Origin of the sequence: Emticicia sp. W12TSBA100-4, assembly GCF_040253585.1 — a bacterium.
Classification (GTDB): Bacteria; Bacteroidota; Bacteroidia; order Cytophagales; family Spirosomataceae; genus Emticicia.
This window is the reverse complement of the sequence record NZ_JBELAU010000001.1, coordinates 42630-54210: the sequence shown is the minus strand read 5'-3', so window position 1 is coordinate 54210 and position 11581 is coordinate 42630. Positions and strand designations below refer to the sequence as shown.

At 37.2% G+C, this 11581-nt stretch carries 19 protein-coding genes and 1 pseudogene; all 20 read right to left on the bottom strand.

Features of this window, described 5'->3' with window-relative positions; all coding sequences use genetic code 11:
- Positions 1 to 52: 52 nt before the first annotated feature.
- The 20 genes and pseudogenes from rplQ to rplN all read right to left on the bottom strand — a co-directional run bounded on the left by rplQ (position 53) and on the right by rplN (position 11548).
- Positions 53 to 649: a 50S ribosomal protein L17 gene (gene rplQ, locus ABR854_RS00300; protein ID WP_350263348.1), complete on the bottom strand. Its 597-nt coding sequence runs from the start codon at positions 647 to 649 to the stop codon at positions 53 to 55.
- Positions 650 to 850: 201 nt separating this feature from the next.
- A complete protein-coding gene (locus ABR854_RS00295) occupies positions 851 to 1840 on the bottom strand; it encodes a DNA-directed RNA polymerase subunit alpha (RefSeq protein WP_350263347.1) in 990 nt (329 codons plus the stop codon).
- A 117-nt stretch (positions 1841 to 1957) separates the two neighbouring features.
- Positions 1958 to 2563 (bottom strand): 30S ribosomal protein S4, encoded by a 606-nt coding sequence (gene rpsD / locus ABR854_RS00290; RefSeq protein ID WP_350263346.1) that lies wholly within the window; start codon positions 2561 to 2563, stop codon positions 1958 to 1960.
- Between the two features lie 235 nt (positions 2564 to 2798).
- Positions 2799 to 3194, bottom strand: coding sequence for a 30S ribosomal protein S11 (gene rpsK / locus ABR854_RS00285; RefSeq protein WP_350263345.1), 396 nt, complete (start codon positions 3192 to 3194; stop codon positions 2799 to 2801).
- A gap of 114 nt (positions 3195 to 3308) precedes the next feature.
- Positions 3309 to 3683 carry a 30S ribosomal protein S13 gene (rpsM, locus tag ABR854_RS00280; RefSeq protein WP_188763497.1) on the bottom strand — a complete coding sequence of 125 codons (375 nt, stop codon included), beginning with the start codon at positions 3681 to 3683 and terminating at the stop codon, positions 3309 to 3311.
- Between the two features lie 5 nt (positions 3684 to 3688).
- The gene (gene rpmJ / locus ABR854_RS00275) at positions 3689 to 3805 is read right to left on the bottom strand and encodes a 50S ribosomal protein L36 (RefSeq protein ID WP_015027349.1); all 117 of its coding nucleotides are present in this window, start codon (positions 3803 to 3805) and stop codon (positions 3689 to 3691) included.
- An 85-nt stretch (positions 3806 to 3890) separates the two neighbouring features.
- Positions 3891 to 4109, bottom strand: coding sequence for a translation initiation factor IF-1 (infA, locus tag ABR854_RS00270; RefSeq protein WP_188763499.1), 219 nt, complete (start codon positions 4107 to 4109; stop codon positions 3891 to 3893).
- A gap of 52 nt (positions 4110 to 4161) precedes the next feature.
- Positions 4162 to 4971: a type I methionyl aminopeptidase gene (gene map / locus ABR854_RS00265; protein ID WP_350263344.1), complete on the bottom strand. Its 810-nt coding sequence runs from the start codon at positions 4969 to 4971 to the stop codon at positions 4162 to 4164.
- Positions 4972 to 4990: 19 nt separating this feature from the next.
- On the bottom strand, positions 4991 to 6325 hold the full coding sequence (gene secY, locus ABR854_RS00260; protein ID WP_350263343.1) for a preprotein translocase subunit SecY: 1335 nt from the start codon (positions 6323 to 6325) through the stop codon (positions 4991 to 4993).
- A gap of 32 nt (positions 6326 to 6357) precedes the next feature.
- Positions 6358 to 6594: a helix-hairpin-helix domain-containing protein gene (locus ABR854_RS00255; RefSeq protein ID WP_350263712.1), complete on the bottom strand. Its 237-nt coding sequence runs from the start codon at positions 6592 to 6594 to the stop codon at positions 6358 to 6360.
- Between the two features lie 123 nt (positions 6595 to 6717).
- A pseudogene (gene rplO / locus ABR854_RS00250) lies at positions 6718 to 7152 on the bottom strand (50S ribosomal protein L15); the annotation flags it as partial.
- Between the two features lie 174 nt (positions 7153 to 7326).
- Positions 7327 to 7506 (bottom strand): 50S ribosomal protein L30, encoded by a 180-nt coding sequence (rpmD, locus tag ABR854_RS00245; protein ID WP_350263342.1) that lies wholly within the window; start codon positions 7504 to 7506, stop codon positions 7327 to 7329.
- Between the two features lie 82 nt (positions 7507 to 7588).
- A complete protein-coding gene (rpsE, locus tag ABR854_RS00240) occupies positions 7589 to 8092 on the bottom strand; it encodes a 30S ribosomal protein S5 (protein WP_350263341.1) in 504 nt (167 codons plus the stop codon).
- Positions 8093 to 8110: 18 nt separating this feature from the next.
- Positions 8111 to 8458 carry a 50S ribosomal protein L18 gene (gene rplR / locus ABR854_RS00235; protein ID WP_188763511.1) on the bottom strand — a complete coding sequence of 116 codons (348 nt, stop codon included), beginning with the start codon at positions 8456 to 8458 and terminating at the stop codon, positions 8111 to 8113.
- An 82-nt stretch (positions 8459 to 8540) separates the two neighbouring features.
- The gene (gene rplF / locus ABR854_RS00230; RefSeq protein ID WP_350263340.1) at positions 8541 to 9101 is read right to left on the bottom strand and encodes a 50S ribosomal protein L6; all 561 of its coding nucleotides are present in this window, start codon (positions 9099 to 9101) and stop codon (positions 8541 to 8543) included.
- A gap of 131 nt (positions 9102 to 9232) precedes the next feature.
- Positions 9233 to 9634 (bottom strand): 30S ribosomal protein S8, encoded by a 402-nt coding sequence (gene rpsH / locus ABR854_RS00225; RefSeq protein WP_350263339.1) that lies wholly within the window; start codon positions 9632 to 9634, stop codon positions 9233 to 9235.
- A 200-nt stretch (positions 9635 to 9834) separates the two neighbouring features.
- Complete coding sequence (gene rpsN / locus ABR854_RS00220) at positions 9835 to 10104, bottom strand: 30S ribosomal protein S14 (RefSeq protein ID WP_238804312.1); 270 nt, start codon at positions 10102 to 10104, stop codon at positions 9835 to 9837.
- A 35-nt stretch (positions 10105 to 10139) separates the two neighbouring features.
- Complete coding sequence (gene rplE / locus ABR854_RS00215) at positions 10140 to 10688, bottom strand: 50S ribosomal protein L5 (RefSeq protein WP_350263338.1); 549 nt, start codon at positions 10686 to 10688, stop codon at positions 10140 to 10142.
- 81 nt (positions 10689 to 10769) lie between these two features.
- Positions 10770 to 11108, bottom strand: coding sequence for a 50S ribosomal protein L24 (gene rplX, locus ABR854_RS00210; protein ID WP_350263337.1), 339 nt, complete (start codon positions 11106 to 11108; stop codon positions 10770 to 10772).
- A gap of 71 nt (positions 11109 to 11179) precedes the next feature.
- Complete coding sequence (gene rplN, locus ABR854_RS00205) at positions 11180 to 11548, bottom strand: 50S ribosomal protein L14 (protein ID WP_015027362.1); 369 nt, start codon at positions 11546 to 11548, stop codon at positions 11180 to 11182.
- Positions 11549 to 11581: the final 33 nt, after the last annotated feature.

The window sequence follows — 11581 nt, the reverse complement described above, 5'->3', positions numbered from 1 at the left end:
AAAAAACCTCAAACTTTCGTTTGAGGTTTTTTCGCTAAAACTTTACGAGCAATTAAGCTTCTTTCGTTTCTTCACCTTCAGCAGCTGGTGCCTCTGGAGCTTCTTCTACGGCAGGAGCAGCTTCCGCTACTACTTCGGCAGCAGGTGTTTCTTCTACAACCTCAGCTGATGATTCATCAACAGCAGCAGTTTCAACTGTGACAGCTTCAACAGCTCCTTCAGTTTTCTTACCACCACGACGGCTACGACGTGTTTTAGTAGATTTTTCTTCTACCGAAGTCAATAATGCTTCGTTATAGTCAACCAATTCAATCAAAGCTACTTCAGCGTTATCACCAAAACGTGTTCCTAATTTGATGATACGAGTATAACCACCGTTACGGTTAGCCACTTTCTCAGCAATTTCACCAAACAATGTTTTGATAGCTTCTTTGTCTTGTAGGTAAGAGAAAACAGTTCTACGAGAGTGAGTGCTGTCATTTTTTGATTTCGTAATCAAAGGCTCAACATATTTACGCAATTCTTTAGCTTTAGCCAAAGTTGTTTCAATACGCTTGTATTGGATTAAAGAAATCGCTAAATTTTTCAACAACGCATCTCTGTGCGAGTGAGTTCTACCTAAATGGTTGATTTTGTTTCCGTGTCTCATTGTATTTGTTTCGTAAGTAACGGTCAAAAATGCCTACGCAGTCTTGGCAATTCCACCTATCACGATTGTTAATTAATTTACTCGATAACTGCGGTTCGATAACTTATTATTAATGGTTAATGATAAATGGTTGATGTTTAATTATAAATATCAGAAACAACATAATTAAACATTAACCATCAAACATTAAGCATTATTATATCAATCTTCGTCTAACTTGTATTTCAATACATCCATACCGAAGTGTAAGCCTTTGTCAGCAACTAATTGCTCCAACTCCGTTAATGACTTCTTACCGAAGTTACGGAATTTCATCATATCAGCTACTTCAAGTCTTGCCAAATCGCCGAGAGTACGAATATCCGCAGATTTCAAACAGTTGTACGCACGTACCGACAAGTCTAAATCTTGCAACGAAGTCTTCAATAGCTTACGCATATGTAAGAATTCTTCATCAACAATATTGTCTTCGTCATCTTTCTTGGTATCAAATACCATGTTTTCGTCCGTAAACTTCAAGAAGTGTTGAATCAAAATATGAGCAGACTCTTGTAAAGCACGCTCAGGGTGGATTGAACCATCCGTTTTGATTTCAAGTAAGAGTTTTTCGTAGTCAGTTCTTTGTTCTACACGGGTATTCTCAATGCTATATTTAACATTTTTGATTGGTGTAAAGATTGAATCAATCGAAATAAATCCAATTGGTAAATCGTTTTGTTTTTGTTCGTCAGCAGCCACATAACCACGTCCTTTATCAACAATGATTTCAATCTCCAATTCTTTTTGGTCGTCCATACGAGCGATAACCAAATCAGGGTTTAAGATTTGAAAACTTTGTGTAAATTTCCCGAGGTCACCCGCAGTCAAAACACTTTGGTTTTTGATTCTAACTGTAAATTTGTTGTCTACATAGTCAGAAACTTTTTTGAAACGAACCATTTTAAGGTTAAGGATGATTTCAGTGACATCATCAACAACCCCATCAATGCTCGAAAATTCGTGTAATACCCCCGGGAATCTAACCGAAGTAATTGCGTAACCTTCCAAAGAAGACAACAAAATACGACGAAGTGCGTTTCCGATGGTCACACCATACCCTCTTTCGAGTGGTTTAAACTCGAAAAAGCCATGGAAGTCGTCAGCTTTTTCCATGACAACCTTGTCAGGCATTTGAAATGCTAATATTGACATACGTATGCAGTGTGTTTGTTTTCGTTAACTAAAAGGTGGTTAGCTATACCACCAATAAAAAAACGTAGCTGTGCCACTACTGTTTTTAACAGTAATGGCACAACCACTGTACAAATATTATTTGTTATATAACTCGACGATAGCCTGCTCGTTGAAGTTTTCAGGGATTTGGTCACGCTCTGGGTAGCTGATAAATTTACCAACCATTTCAGTAGCATCCCACTCTAACCAGTTGTAACGTTTTGCGTTACGTGCTTTTAAGCTATCAGAAATGGCAACAAGAGCTTTTGATTTCTCACGTACACCAACAATCTGACCTGGTTTTAAAATCAACGAAGGAACATTTAAAACAGTTCCATCAACTGTGATATGGCAGTGTGTAACTAACTGACGTGCAGCACGACGTGTTGGAGCAATTCCTAAACGATAAACTGTGTTGTCAAGACGACCTTCACAAAGTTTCAATAGGTTGTCACCCGTACGTCCTTCTTTAACAGAAGCAAGGTGGAAGAAACGTGCAAACTGACGCTCCAATATACCATAAGTATATTTTACCTTTTGTTTTTCAATTAATTGTTGACCGTATTCAGATTTTTTGCTTTTACGACCTTTGCCATGTTGGCCTGGAGGATATGCCTTTTTACTTAATGCTTTGCTTGGCCCCATTACTGGTTCACCAAACTTTCTTGAAATCCTAACTTTTGGACCTGTGTATCTTGCCATTTTTTATTGGTTGTTAAAATGAAATAGAGATTGATTAGCCCCAATGTCCAAACTATCAATCATTTTGAAAATCAAAATAGCAATAATCTGCTTTCTATTTCTTTTCCCGTCTTAAAACGAGAACTATTGAAAATTATTATATACTAATGCAACAAAAGAATGAAAACTTTAAACGTAAAATCTAACTGCCAAAGCACTAAATTTACGATTATTGCTTACATTCTTTTGTCATCTATTAAACTCTTCTACGCTTAGGCGGACGACATCCATTGTGTGGAAGTGGCGTAACGTCAGTAATTGTAGTAACTTCGATACCTGAGTTTTGAATAGTACGGATGGCCGACTCACGTCCGGAACCTGGTCCTTTTACAAAAACTTCAGCTTTACGCATTCCTGCTTCGTAAGCTACTTGAGCACAACTCTGAGCTGCCATTTGTGCAGCATAAGGTGTATTTTTCTTTGAACCTTTGAAACCCATTTTACCTGCTGAACCCCAAGAAATAACTTGACCTTGGCTGTTTGTAACAGAAATAATGATGTTATTGAAAGAAGCTCTAATGTGAACTTGGCCTACTGGCTCTACGATCACAATTCTCTTTTTTGCTTTATCTTTTCTTTTTGCTTGTGCCATTGTGACAAAACATTGTTAAATGATTGGCAGTACAGAAAAACCTGTACTCTGTTCGATTCTCTTCCCCAATAAAATAGAGAACCCAAATTTATAACCCACTAAGGGTTGGGGTGATTACTTAGTCGCTTTCTTCTTGTTAGCAACTGTCTTACGCTTACCTTTACGGGTACGTGAGTTGTTTTTGGTACGTTGTCCACGAAGTGGTAAACCTTTACGGTGACGAACACCACGGTAACAACCAATGTCCATCAAACGTTTGATAGCAAGTTGTACTTCTGAACGCAACTGACCTTCAACAGTCATTTCTTCCGTAATGATACCACGGATGGCATTAGCTTCACTGTCATTCCATTCGCCAGCTTTTTTATCAAAACTGATATTAGCTTTTGTTAGAATTTTTTGTGAGGCACTACGGCCAATACCGTAGATGTACGTAAGGGCGATTTCGCCTCTTTTTTTGTCTGGGATATCAACACCTGCAATCCTCATAGAAATTAGCCTTGTCTTTGTTTAAACTTAGGATTCTTTTTGTTAATAACGTAAATTTTACCCTTTCTACGGATAACTTTACATTCAGCACTACGCTTCTTAACCGACGCTTTTACTTTCATTTTTTTTTGAATTATTGAAGTAGTAAATGTGTGAGTTGATGAATATCTTAATTATTCGTTTGTTCACTCATTCGCTCATTCAGCATTATTTATAACGATACGTAATACGAGCTTTTGTTAAATCATAAGGGGACATTTCCAGTCTTACCTTATCACCTGGCAAAATACGAATATAATTCATTCTCATTTTGCCCGAAATATGAGCGATTAACTCATGCTGATTCTCTAAACGCACACGAAACATGGCATTTGAAAGAGCTTCAGTAATGATGCCGTCAACTTCGATATTTGATTGTTTTGCCATTTAATTTAATATGCTGACTTTGAAATTGTATCAAAATCTTTGTGTATTTGTACTATGCAATTACTAAATTTTTCTTTGCTAAAACCTCTTCGATGAATTGAAAGGTAGTTAAGATTTCAGCTTTACCTTTTCTCACAACCACCGTATGCTCATAATGAGCTGCTTGCTTGCGGTCTTCAGTACGGATTGTCCAATTGTCATTTTCTTGAACAACGCCTCTTCTTCCCAAAGTAATCATAGGCTCGATAGCGATTACCATTCCTTCAAGAAGTTTGGGGCCATTTCCACGCTTGCCAAAGTTTGGAACTTCAGGGGACTCGTGTAAATACTTACCAACTCCATGACCAACTAATTCTCTCACAACACCATAGTGATGTGATTCGGCATAATTCTGAACAGCAAAACTCACATCTCCTACTCTATTACCAACTCTTGCTTGTTCGATACCTTTGAACAGTGAGCGATATGTGTGTTTAAGCAAATCAAGCACTTCATTCTGAACTTCTCCGATAGTATAAGTATAAGCACTATCTGCGTGAAATCCTTTCTTATATACTCCGCAATCAATCGAAACTATATCGCCATCTTTTAAAACTCTATTACTTGGGATTCCATGAACTACGACATCATTTACTGATATACATAAACTTGCTGGAAAACCATTATAATTCAAAAAAGATGGTTGAGCTGCATTATCTTGTATGTACTCAAAAGCAACTTTATCAAGGGCTTTTGTGGTAACACCCGGCTCAATTAATTTAGCAACTTCAGCATGAGCTTTGCCTAAAATTTGGCCATTTTCTCTAATAATCTCTAATTCTTCTTCAGACTTTAGATAAATTATTTTATCTTTTTTACTCATGACTGCGTTGTCGTTTTATTTAGGCAGGAACATTAGCGTCAATCTGACGACCTTGAATACGACCTGACTGCATCAAACCTTCATAACGCTTCATTAATAAATAACTTTCGATTTGTTGTAGTGTATCTAAAACTACACCTACGAGAATCAACAATGAAGTTCCACCAAAGAAAGAAGCAAAGCCTTGAGTCATACCCAATAAGCCAGCGAAAGCAGGTAAAATTGCAATCACAGCTAAGAGAACACCACCAGGTAATGTAATTCTGTCTAAAATATTGGCAACGAAATCAGATGTTGGTTGACCAGGTTTAACACCGGGAATAAAACCACCACCACGTTTCATATCATCTGCAATTTGATTAGGGTTAATCGAGATAGCAGTGTAGAAAAATGTAAAACCAATAATCAAGACTGCATAAATGATACAATACTGCCAAGAAGCTGGGTTGTTCATAATAATTGCCCAATTCTGGAATGTATCACTTTTTGTACTTTCAGCCAAATATGTTAGTACCAAACCTGGAATAAACATTAATGCTTGTCCAAAGATAATTGGCATTACACCTGCAATGTTCAATTTCAATGGTAAGTACTGACGTTGTCCAGTTACTACTTTATTACCAACGATTTGTTTAGCATATTGAACGGGTATTCTTCTTGTAGCTTGTGTAATCGCAACCGCAAACAAAACAACTAAGAATAAAGCTACTAATTCGAGTACAAAGAAAAGGATTTGCCCATTTCCACCTCTTGCTTGAGCTTCGCCGATAATTGCTCCTGGAAATCTTGAAACGATACCAATCATAATCATCATTGAAATACCATTACCAACTCCTTTCTCGGTCATTCTCTCACCTAACCACATACACATTACAGTACCAGAAACGATTAATATTACTGAACTAACGTAAAATAACCCTTGACTGATTGTAATCGCATCAGTTGGAATAGTAGCCCTTACATAAGTTAATGCTTGTGCTGCAGCTACAATAATTGTCAACCAACGAGTAATCTGATTCAATTTTCTACGACCTGACTCTCCTTCTTTTTGTAATTTACTAAAATATGGTAGAGCAAGCGTAAGCAATTGGATAGCGATGGATGCCGAAATATAAGGCATAATACCAAGTGCCATAACCGAGGCATTTTGGAAAGCTCCACCGACGAGTGTATTTAACAAACCCAACAAACCATTAGATTCTGTAAGGTCTTTTAATTTTGCTACATCTACACCTGGTAAAACCACGTGTGAACCAATTCTAAAAATTAAGATAATCAATATAGTCTGGAGAATTCTCTTTCTCAGTTCCTCTATTGACCAAATGTTTCGGAGTGTCGTAATGAATTTGTTCATTTTGATAGGAAAAACAAGGCGTTTTAGTGAAATTACTCAGCTTTACCTGCATTGAGTTTATCTTGCAATTCCTTCAACTCATCCCACTTGCCATCACGAGCCAAAGCGGCCTGGTCAGCCCAAGTAGCTGGGTTATGCATCGCAAATTTTGAACCTGCTGCATCAAGGATTTCAGAAACTTTCTCAACTGGAGTTGCTGCTAAATCTGCAAATGTAACTATTCCTGCATTAATTAACAAATCCGCAATTTTCGGACCAACTCCTTCGATTAATTTTAAATCGTCGCCCTCAGCTTTTTTTTTTGTTGCTTTCTTTGGTTTTTCTTCAGCTACAACTTCTGTAACTACTTGTTCAACAGCAACAACTTCCTTATTAAAAGTTGCATCTACTGTTGCAGAACCACCTACTTTCTCAATTGCTGCAATTGCTGAAGCAGAGAAAGCATTTGCACGTAGATTAACTGCTGCAGTCAATTCTCCACGACCTAATACTTTAACTAAATCAGATTTTGAGATAAGACCGTTGTTATATAATACACCTAAATCAATGTTAGCGATACCAGTTTTATCAAATAATGCTTGGATTGTGTCCAAATTGATAGCTTTGTATTCAACACGATTGATATTTTTGAAACCAAACTTAGGAACACGACGTTGTAAAGGCATTTGACCACCTTCAAAACCACGTTTTTGGCTGTAACCTGAACGAGATTTAGCACCTTTGTGACCACGTTTAGCAGTACCACCACCACCAGAACCGTGTCCACGACCTACTCTGTCATTTGCTTTAACTGAACCTTTATTAGGTTTTAGAGATTCTAATTTCATTGTAATTCGATTAATTTAATCGGGTTAATAATACGCAAATCTGACCTTCAGATTTACTCGGCTATGCCTAATAGAAAAAGAAATTAAAGACTGTTGATTAATAATTAGCGATTGTGATATGTTAAACATCATCAATCTTTAATTTGTAATCATTTATTCTTAAATCTTTACTGCTTATGCTTCCTCAATAACTAATAGGTGTTTCACCGAATTAATCATTCCTTGCATTGCAGGGTTTAGTTCTTTTTCAACAGTACGATTGAGTTTTCCAAGTCCTAAAGCAGCGATTGTACGCTTTTGAACTTCTGGTCTTCCAATGATACTTCTTACTTGAGTAATTTTTACCTTTGCCATTTTTTTATTAGCTACATGCAACAAGCTTTAAGTTGACTTTCATACCAATAAGTATGATTAGTAAACTTAAAGCTCAGAGCAATTATCCGTTGAATACTTTAGTCATTTTTACACTACGTTGGAAAGCTACTGAATGCGGAGCTCTCATTTGACTAAGAGCGTCGATAGTTGCTTTAACTACGTTGTGAGGGTTTGATGAACCTTTAGATTTAGCCAATACATTATGAATTCCGGCTGCTTCCAAAACGGCACGCATCGCACCACCAGCAATAATACCTGTACCAGGAGCTGCTGGTTTAACGAAAACTAAACCACCTGAGAATTTACCATGAATTTCATGAGGTACTGTGTCGTTGATTACAGGAACAGTAACTAAGTTTTTCTTAGCATCTTCAATAGCTTTTGCAATTGCATCCGTTACTTCATTTGCTTTACCTAAACCTTGTCCTACTACTCCTTTACCATCGCCCAATACAACGATAGCTGAGAAGCTAAAACGACGTCCACCTTTTACTACTTTTGCTACACGATTGATGGCGACTACTCTTTCTTTGAGTTCTGCCTCGTTTACTTTTGCTTTGTTCATTGATTCAGAATTTCAAGATTAGAATTTCAAACCGCCTTCTCTGGCTCCTTCAGCCACAGCTTTGATGTTACCATGATACAAATAGCCATTACGATCGAATACACAGGCAAGGATTCCTTTTTCGGTCGCTTTTTCAGCTATTTTTTTACCAACTTCTTTTGAATTGTCGATTTTCACACCTTTCAAACCTAATTCGGTTGTTGAAACAGCCGCTAAAGTTTCACCTTTAGAGTCGTCAATTAATTGAGCGTAGATGGCAGTATTTGAACGGAATACCGACAAACGTGGTCTCTCGGTTGTACCAGAGATTTTGTTACGGATACTCCACTTAATTTTTTGTCTTCTATCAGTTTTTACACTTGACATTGTATTTGCTATTTTGTGATTTTCAGAGCAGCAAGTTTGATAATTAATCGTTCTTGTTTCTCCTACGTCTTGTGTCTAATGATTATTTCTTCTTACCAGATGTTTTACCAGCCTTACGACGAATAATTTCACCAACAAATCTAATACCTTTACCTTTGTATGGCTCAACTTTACGAAGTGACTTGATTTTTGAAGCTACTAAGCCTACGAGTTGCTTATCTGTACCTTCAAGCGTTACCATCGGGTTTTTACCTTTTTCCATCGCAGTTGTAACTTTCAATTCTGAAGGAACTACAAAGTAAACATTGTGCGAGAAACCTAAGCTTAAATCAAGGACATTACCATTATTGGCAGCCTTGTAACCAACACCGACGATTTCCATTTCAGCTTTATAGCCAGTGCTAACGCCGATAACCATGTTATTGATTAATGAGCGATATAAACCGTGAAGGGCTTTGTGTCTTTTTTGTTCAGTTGGTCTCTCAACTTTCAACTCGTTTTCTTCAACAGAAACAGTGATATCTTGGTCAACTTTCTGAGTGAGTGTACCCTTTGGTCCTTTTACAGTAACAACATTTTGTGCATCTACTGAAATACTTACTCCACTTGGAAGGGCAACTGGTTTTTTACCAATTCTTGACATTTTATTGAATAGTTTAAGGCTTCAAAACACTTTCGTTGGCACGAGTTATTAGGAGCGGTCAACAAATTATTTACTTGAGTGAAGACATTAAGGTGTATTGAATACACATAAGGTCAATGATAAGCATCGTATTAATATACGTAGCACAATACTTCACCACCTACTTTCAAGGCACGAGCTTCTTTATCAGTCATTACACCTTTCGATGTAGAAACGATAGCAATACCCAAACCATTTAATACACGTGGAATATCAGTTGTACCAGCATATTTACGTAAACCTGGTTTTGAAACTCTTTTCAATTCTACGATTGCAGATTGTTTCGTAACTGGATTGTACTTCAATGCAATTTTGATTACTCCTTGAGGAGCAACTTCTTCGAATTTATAACTTTGAATAAAGCCTTTATCGTAAAGTACTTGAGTAATCGCTTTTTTGATGTTCGAAGCAGGAATTTCTACCACTCTATGACGTGCCTTGATGGCATTTCTGATTCTGGTAAGGAAGTCTGCTATTGGATCCGTTGTAATCATTTTTGATATTTAATTTTGGATACCTAAGCCAGCGTTAAGCAGTATCGTGAGCACGACTTTCTTAACTGGGCTGCAAAATTAGAAAATGTTTTTTAGAAAAAGTAATTATTGAGCAAGTAATTATCAAGAAGAATAAATATTCTTTATAAAGTTATAAAACAACTTTAAATATTTACATCGAAATAAGTACTTTTACAATATTACCAAGATGCTTTTGTAACTCCTGGGATTAATCCTTTACTTGCCATTTCACGGAAAGTAACACGATTGATACCGAACTTACGCATATATCCTCTCGGACGGCCTGTCAATTGACAACGATTGTGTAAACGTACAGGTGAAGCGTTGCGAGGTAGTTTGTCTAAGCCAATTAGGTCGCCTGCTTCTTTCAAAGCAGCACGCTTTGCAGCGTATTTAGCAACACAAGCTGCTTTTTTTCTATCTCTTGCTTTTATTGATTCTTTTGCCATTGTATGACTGAATTATAAATATCGAAATCTTAATATTATTTCTTGATGCTTGCAAAAGGCATTCCCATTGCTTTTAATAATTCGTATGCTTCAGCATCTGTTCCTGCTGTGGTAACGAATGTAATATCCATACCTTGAATCTTAGAGATTTTATCAATCGAGATTTCAGGGAAGATGATTTGCTCCTTCACACCGAAGGTATAGTTTCCACGTCCGTCAAAGCCTTTATCGCTAATACCTTTGAAGTCACGTACACGTGGAAGAGCAATGGCAGTCAAACGGTCTAAGAATTCGTACATTTTATCACCACGTAAAGTTACTTTTACACCGATTGGCATATTTTCACGTAGTTTAAAGTTTGATACGGCTTTCTTTGAAAGTGTAGCTACTGCTTTTTGACCAGTAATTGTAGTGATTTCTTCCAAACTACTGTCAATTAATTTCTTGTCCCCAGTTGCAGCTCCAACCCCACGGTTCACTACAATCTTTTTCAATGCTGGAACTTGCATCACTGATTTGTATCCAAACTTTTCTTTCAAAGCAGGAACAATCTCTTTGGTGTATTTGTCTCTTAAACGTGCCATTAGATTTTTAATAGGAGGATTTCCGACCCTCATATTTATTGATAAAAGCTTCGGCAGAAGCTAATGCCAAATGGTAATTGATTAAATGAATTTTCCAGTTTCCTTAGAAAATCTTTGTAACTTTCCTTTGTCGTTTTCTTTACGACCAGTACGTGTTGGTTTACCAGTAGCTGGATCAACTAACATAACGTTACTGATGTGAATAGGGGCTGCAAACTCACGGATTTCGCCTTGAGGAGATTGAGCAGAAGGTTTTACGTGTTTTTTCATGATGTTTACACCATCAACAACTACACGTTGTTTTGATGTAATCACTTCACTGATTACGCCACGCTTTCCTTTAGCATTGCCTGCAATCACTTCAACAGTATCGCCAGTGCGAACGTGTTGTTTCTGCTGCTTATTGAATTTTCTTTCCATTACTTTGAATTTGAAAATTTGGAAATTTTAGAATTTGAAAATAGTTTGGCTTACACCACTTATCATTCAAATTAAAGAACTTCTGGAGCCAAAGAAACGATTTTCATGAATTGTTTCTCACGCAATTCGCGAGCAACAGGTCCGAAAATACGAGTGCCACGTGGCTCATCTTGATTGTTTAATAATACGACTGCGTTGTCTTCAAAACGAATGTAAGTACCATCTTTGCGACGAACTTCCTTAGTAGTTCTCACAACAACAGCCTTTGATACAGTTCCTTTCTTCATGTTTGAAGATGAAAGGGCTGATTTCACCGTTACGACAACTTTATCACCGATTGATGCATAACGTTTACGTGTGCCACCCAATACACGGATAACAAGCACTTCTTTTGCACCACTGTTGTCGGCAACACCTGCTCTTGATTCTTGCTGTAACATTGTCTTATGAATAGTTAAGACCCCTAAGTCGGA

Excerpts from the sequence above, each read along its gene's own strand:
- ABR854_RS00295 (WP_350263347.1), bottom strand. The coding sequence starts at position 1,840 with ATGTCAATATTAGCATTTCAAATGCCTGACAAGGTTGTCATGGAAAAA.
- rplR (WP_188763511.1), bottom strand. The coding sequence starts at position 8,458 with ATGTCAAGTGTAAAAACTGATAGAAGACAAAAAATTAAGTGGAGTATC.
- rplN (WP_015027362.1), bottom strand. The coding sequence starts at position 11,548 with ATGTTACAGCAAGAATCAAGAGCAGGTGTTGCCGACAACAGTGGTGCA.
- rplQ (WP_350263348.1), bottom strand. The coding sequence starts at position 649 with ATGAGACACGGAAACAAAATCAACCATTTAGGTAGAACTCACTCGCAC.
- rpmD (WP_350263342.1), bottom strand. The coding sequence starts at position 7,506 with ATGGCAAAGGTAAAAATTACTCAAGTAAGAAGTATCATTGGAAGACCA.
- infA (WP_188763499.1), bottom strand. The coding sequence starts at position 4,109 with ATGGCAAAACAATCAAATATCGAAGTTGACGGCATCATTACTGAAGCT.
- rpmJ (WP_015027349.1), bottom strand. The coding sequence starts at position 3,805 with ATGAAAGTAAAAGCGTCGGTTAAGAAGCGTAGTGCTGAATGTAAAGTT.
- rpsH (WP_350263339.1), bottom strand. The coding sequence starts at position 9,634 with ATGATTACAACGGATCCAATAGCAGACTTCCTTACCAGAATCAGAAAT.
- rplX (WP_350263337.1), bottom strand. The coding sequence starts at position 11,108 with ATGGAAAGAAAATTCAATAAGCAGCAGAAACAACACGTTCGCACTGGC.
- secY (WP_350263343.1), bottom strand. The coding sequence starts at position 6,325 with ATGAACAAATTCATTACGACACTCCGAAACATTTGGTCAATAGAGGAA.
- rpsD (WP_350263346.1), bottom strand. The coding sequence starts at position 2,563 with ATGGCAAGATACACAGGTCCAAAAGTTAGGATTTCAAGAAAGTTTGGT.
- rpsE (WP_350263341.1), bottom strand. The coding sequence starts at position 8,092 with ATGAACAAAGCAAAAGTAAACGAGGCAGAACTCAAAGAAAGAGTAGTC.
- rplF (WP_350263340.1), bottom strand. The coding sequence starts at position 9,101 with ATGTCAAGAATTGGTAAAAAACCAGTTGCCCTTCCAAGTGGAGTAAGT.
- rplE (WP_350263338.1), bottom strand. The coding sequence starts at position 10,688 with ATGGCACGTTTAAGAGACAAATACACCAAAGAGATTGTTCCTGCTTTG.
- rpsN (WP_238804312.1), bottom strand. The coding sequence starts at position 10,104 with ATGGCAAAAGAATCAATAAAAGCAAGAGATAGAAAAAAAGCAGCTTGT.
- map (WP_350263344.1), bottom strand. The coding sequence starts at position 4,971 with ATGAGTAAAAAAGATAAAATAATTTATCTAAAGTCTGAAGAAGAATTA.
- rpsM (WP_188763497.1), bottom strand. The coding sequence starts at position 3,683 with ATGAGGATTGCAGGTGTTGATATCCCAGACAAAAAAAGAGGCGAAATC.
- rpsK (WP_350263345.1), bottom strand. The coding sequence starts at position 3,194 with ATGGCACAAGCAAAAAGAAAAGATAAAGCAAAAAAGAGAATTGTGATC.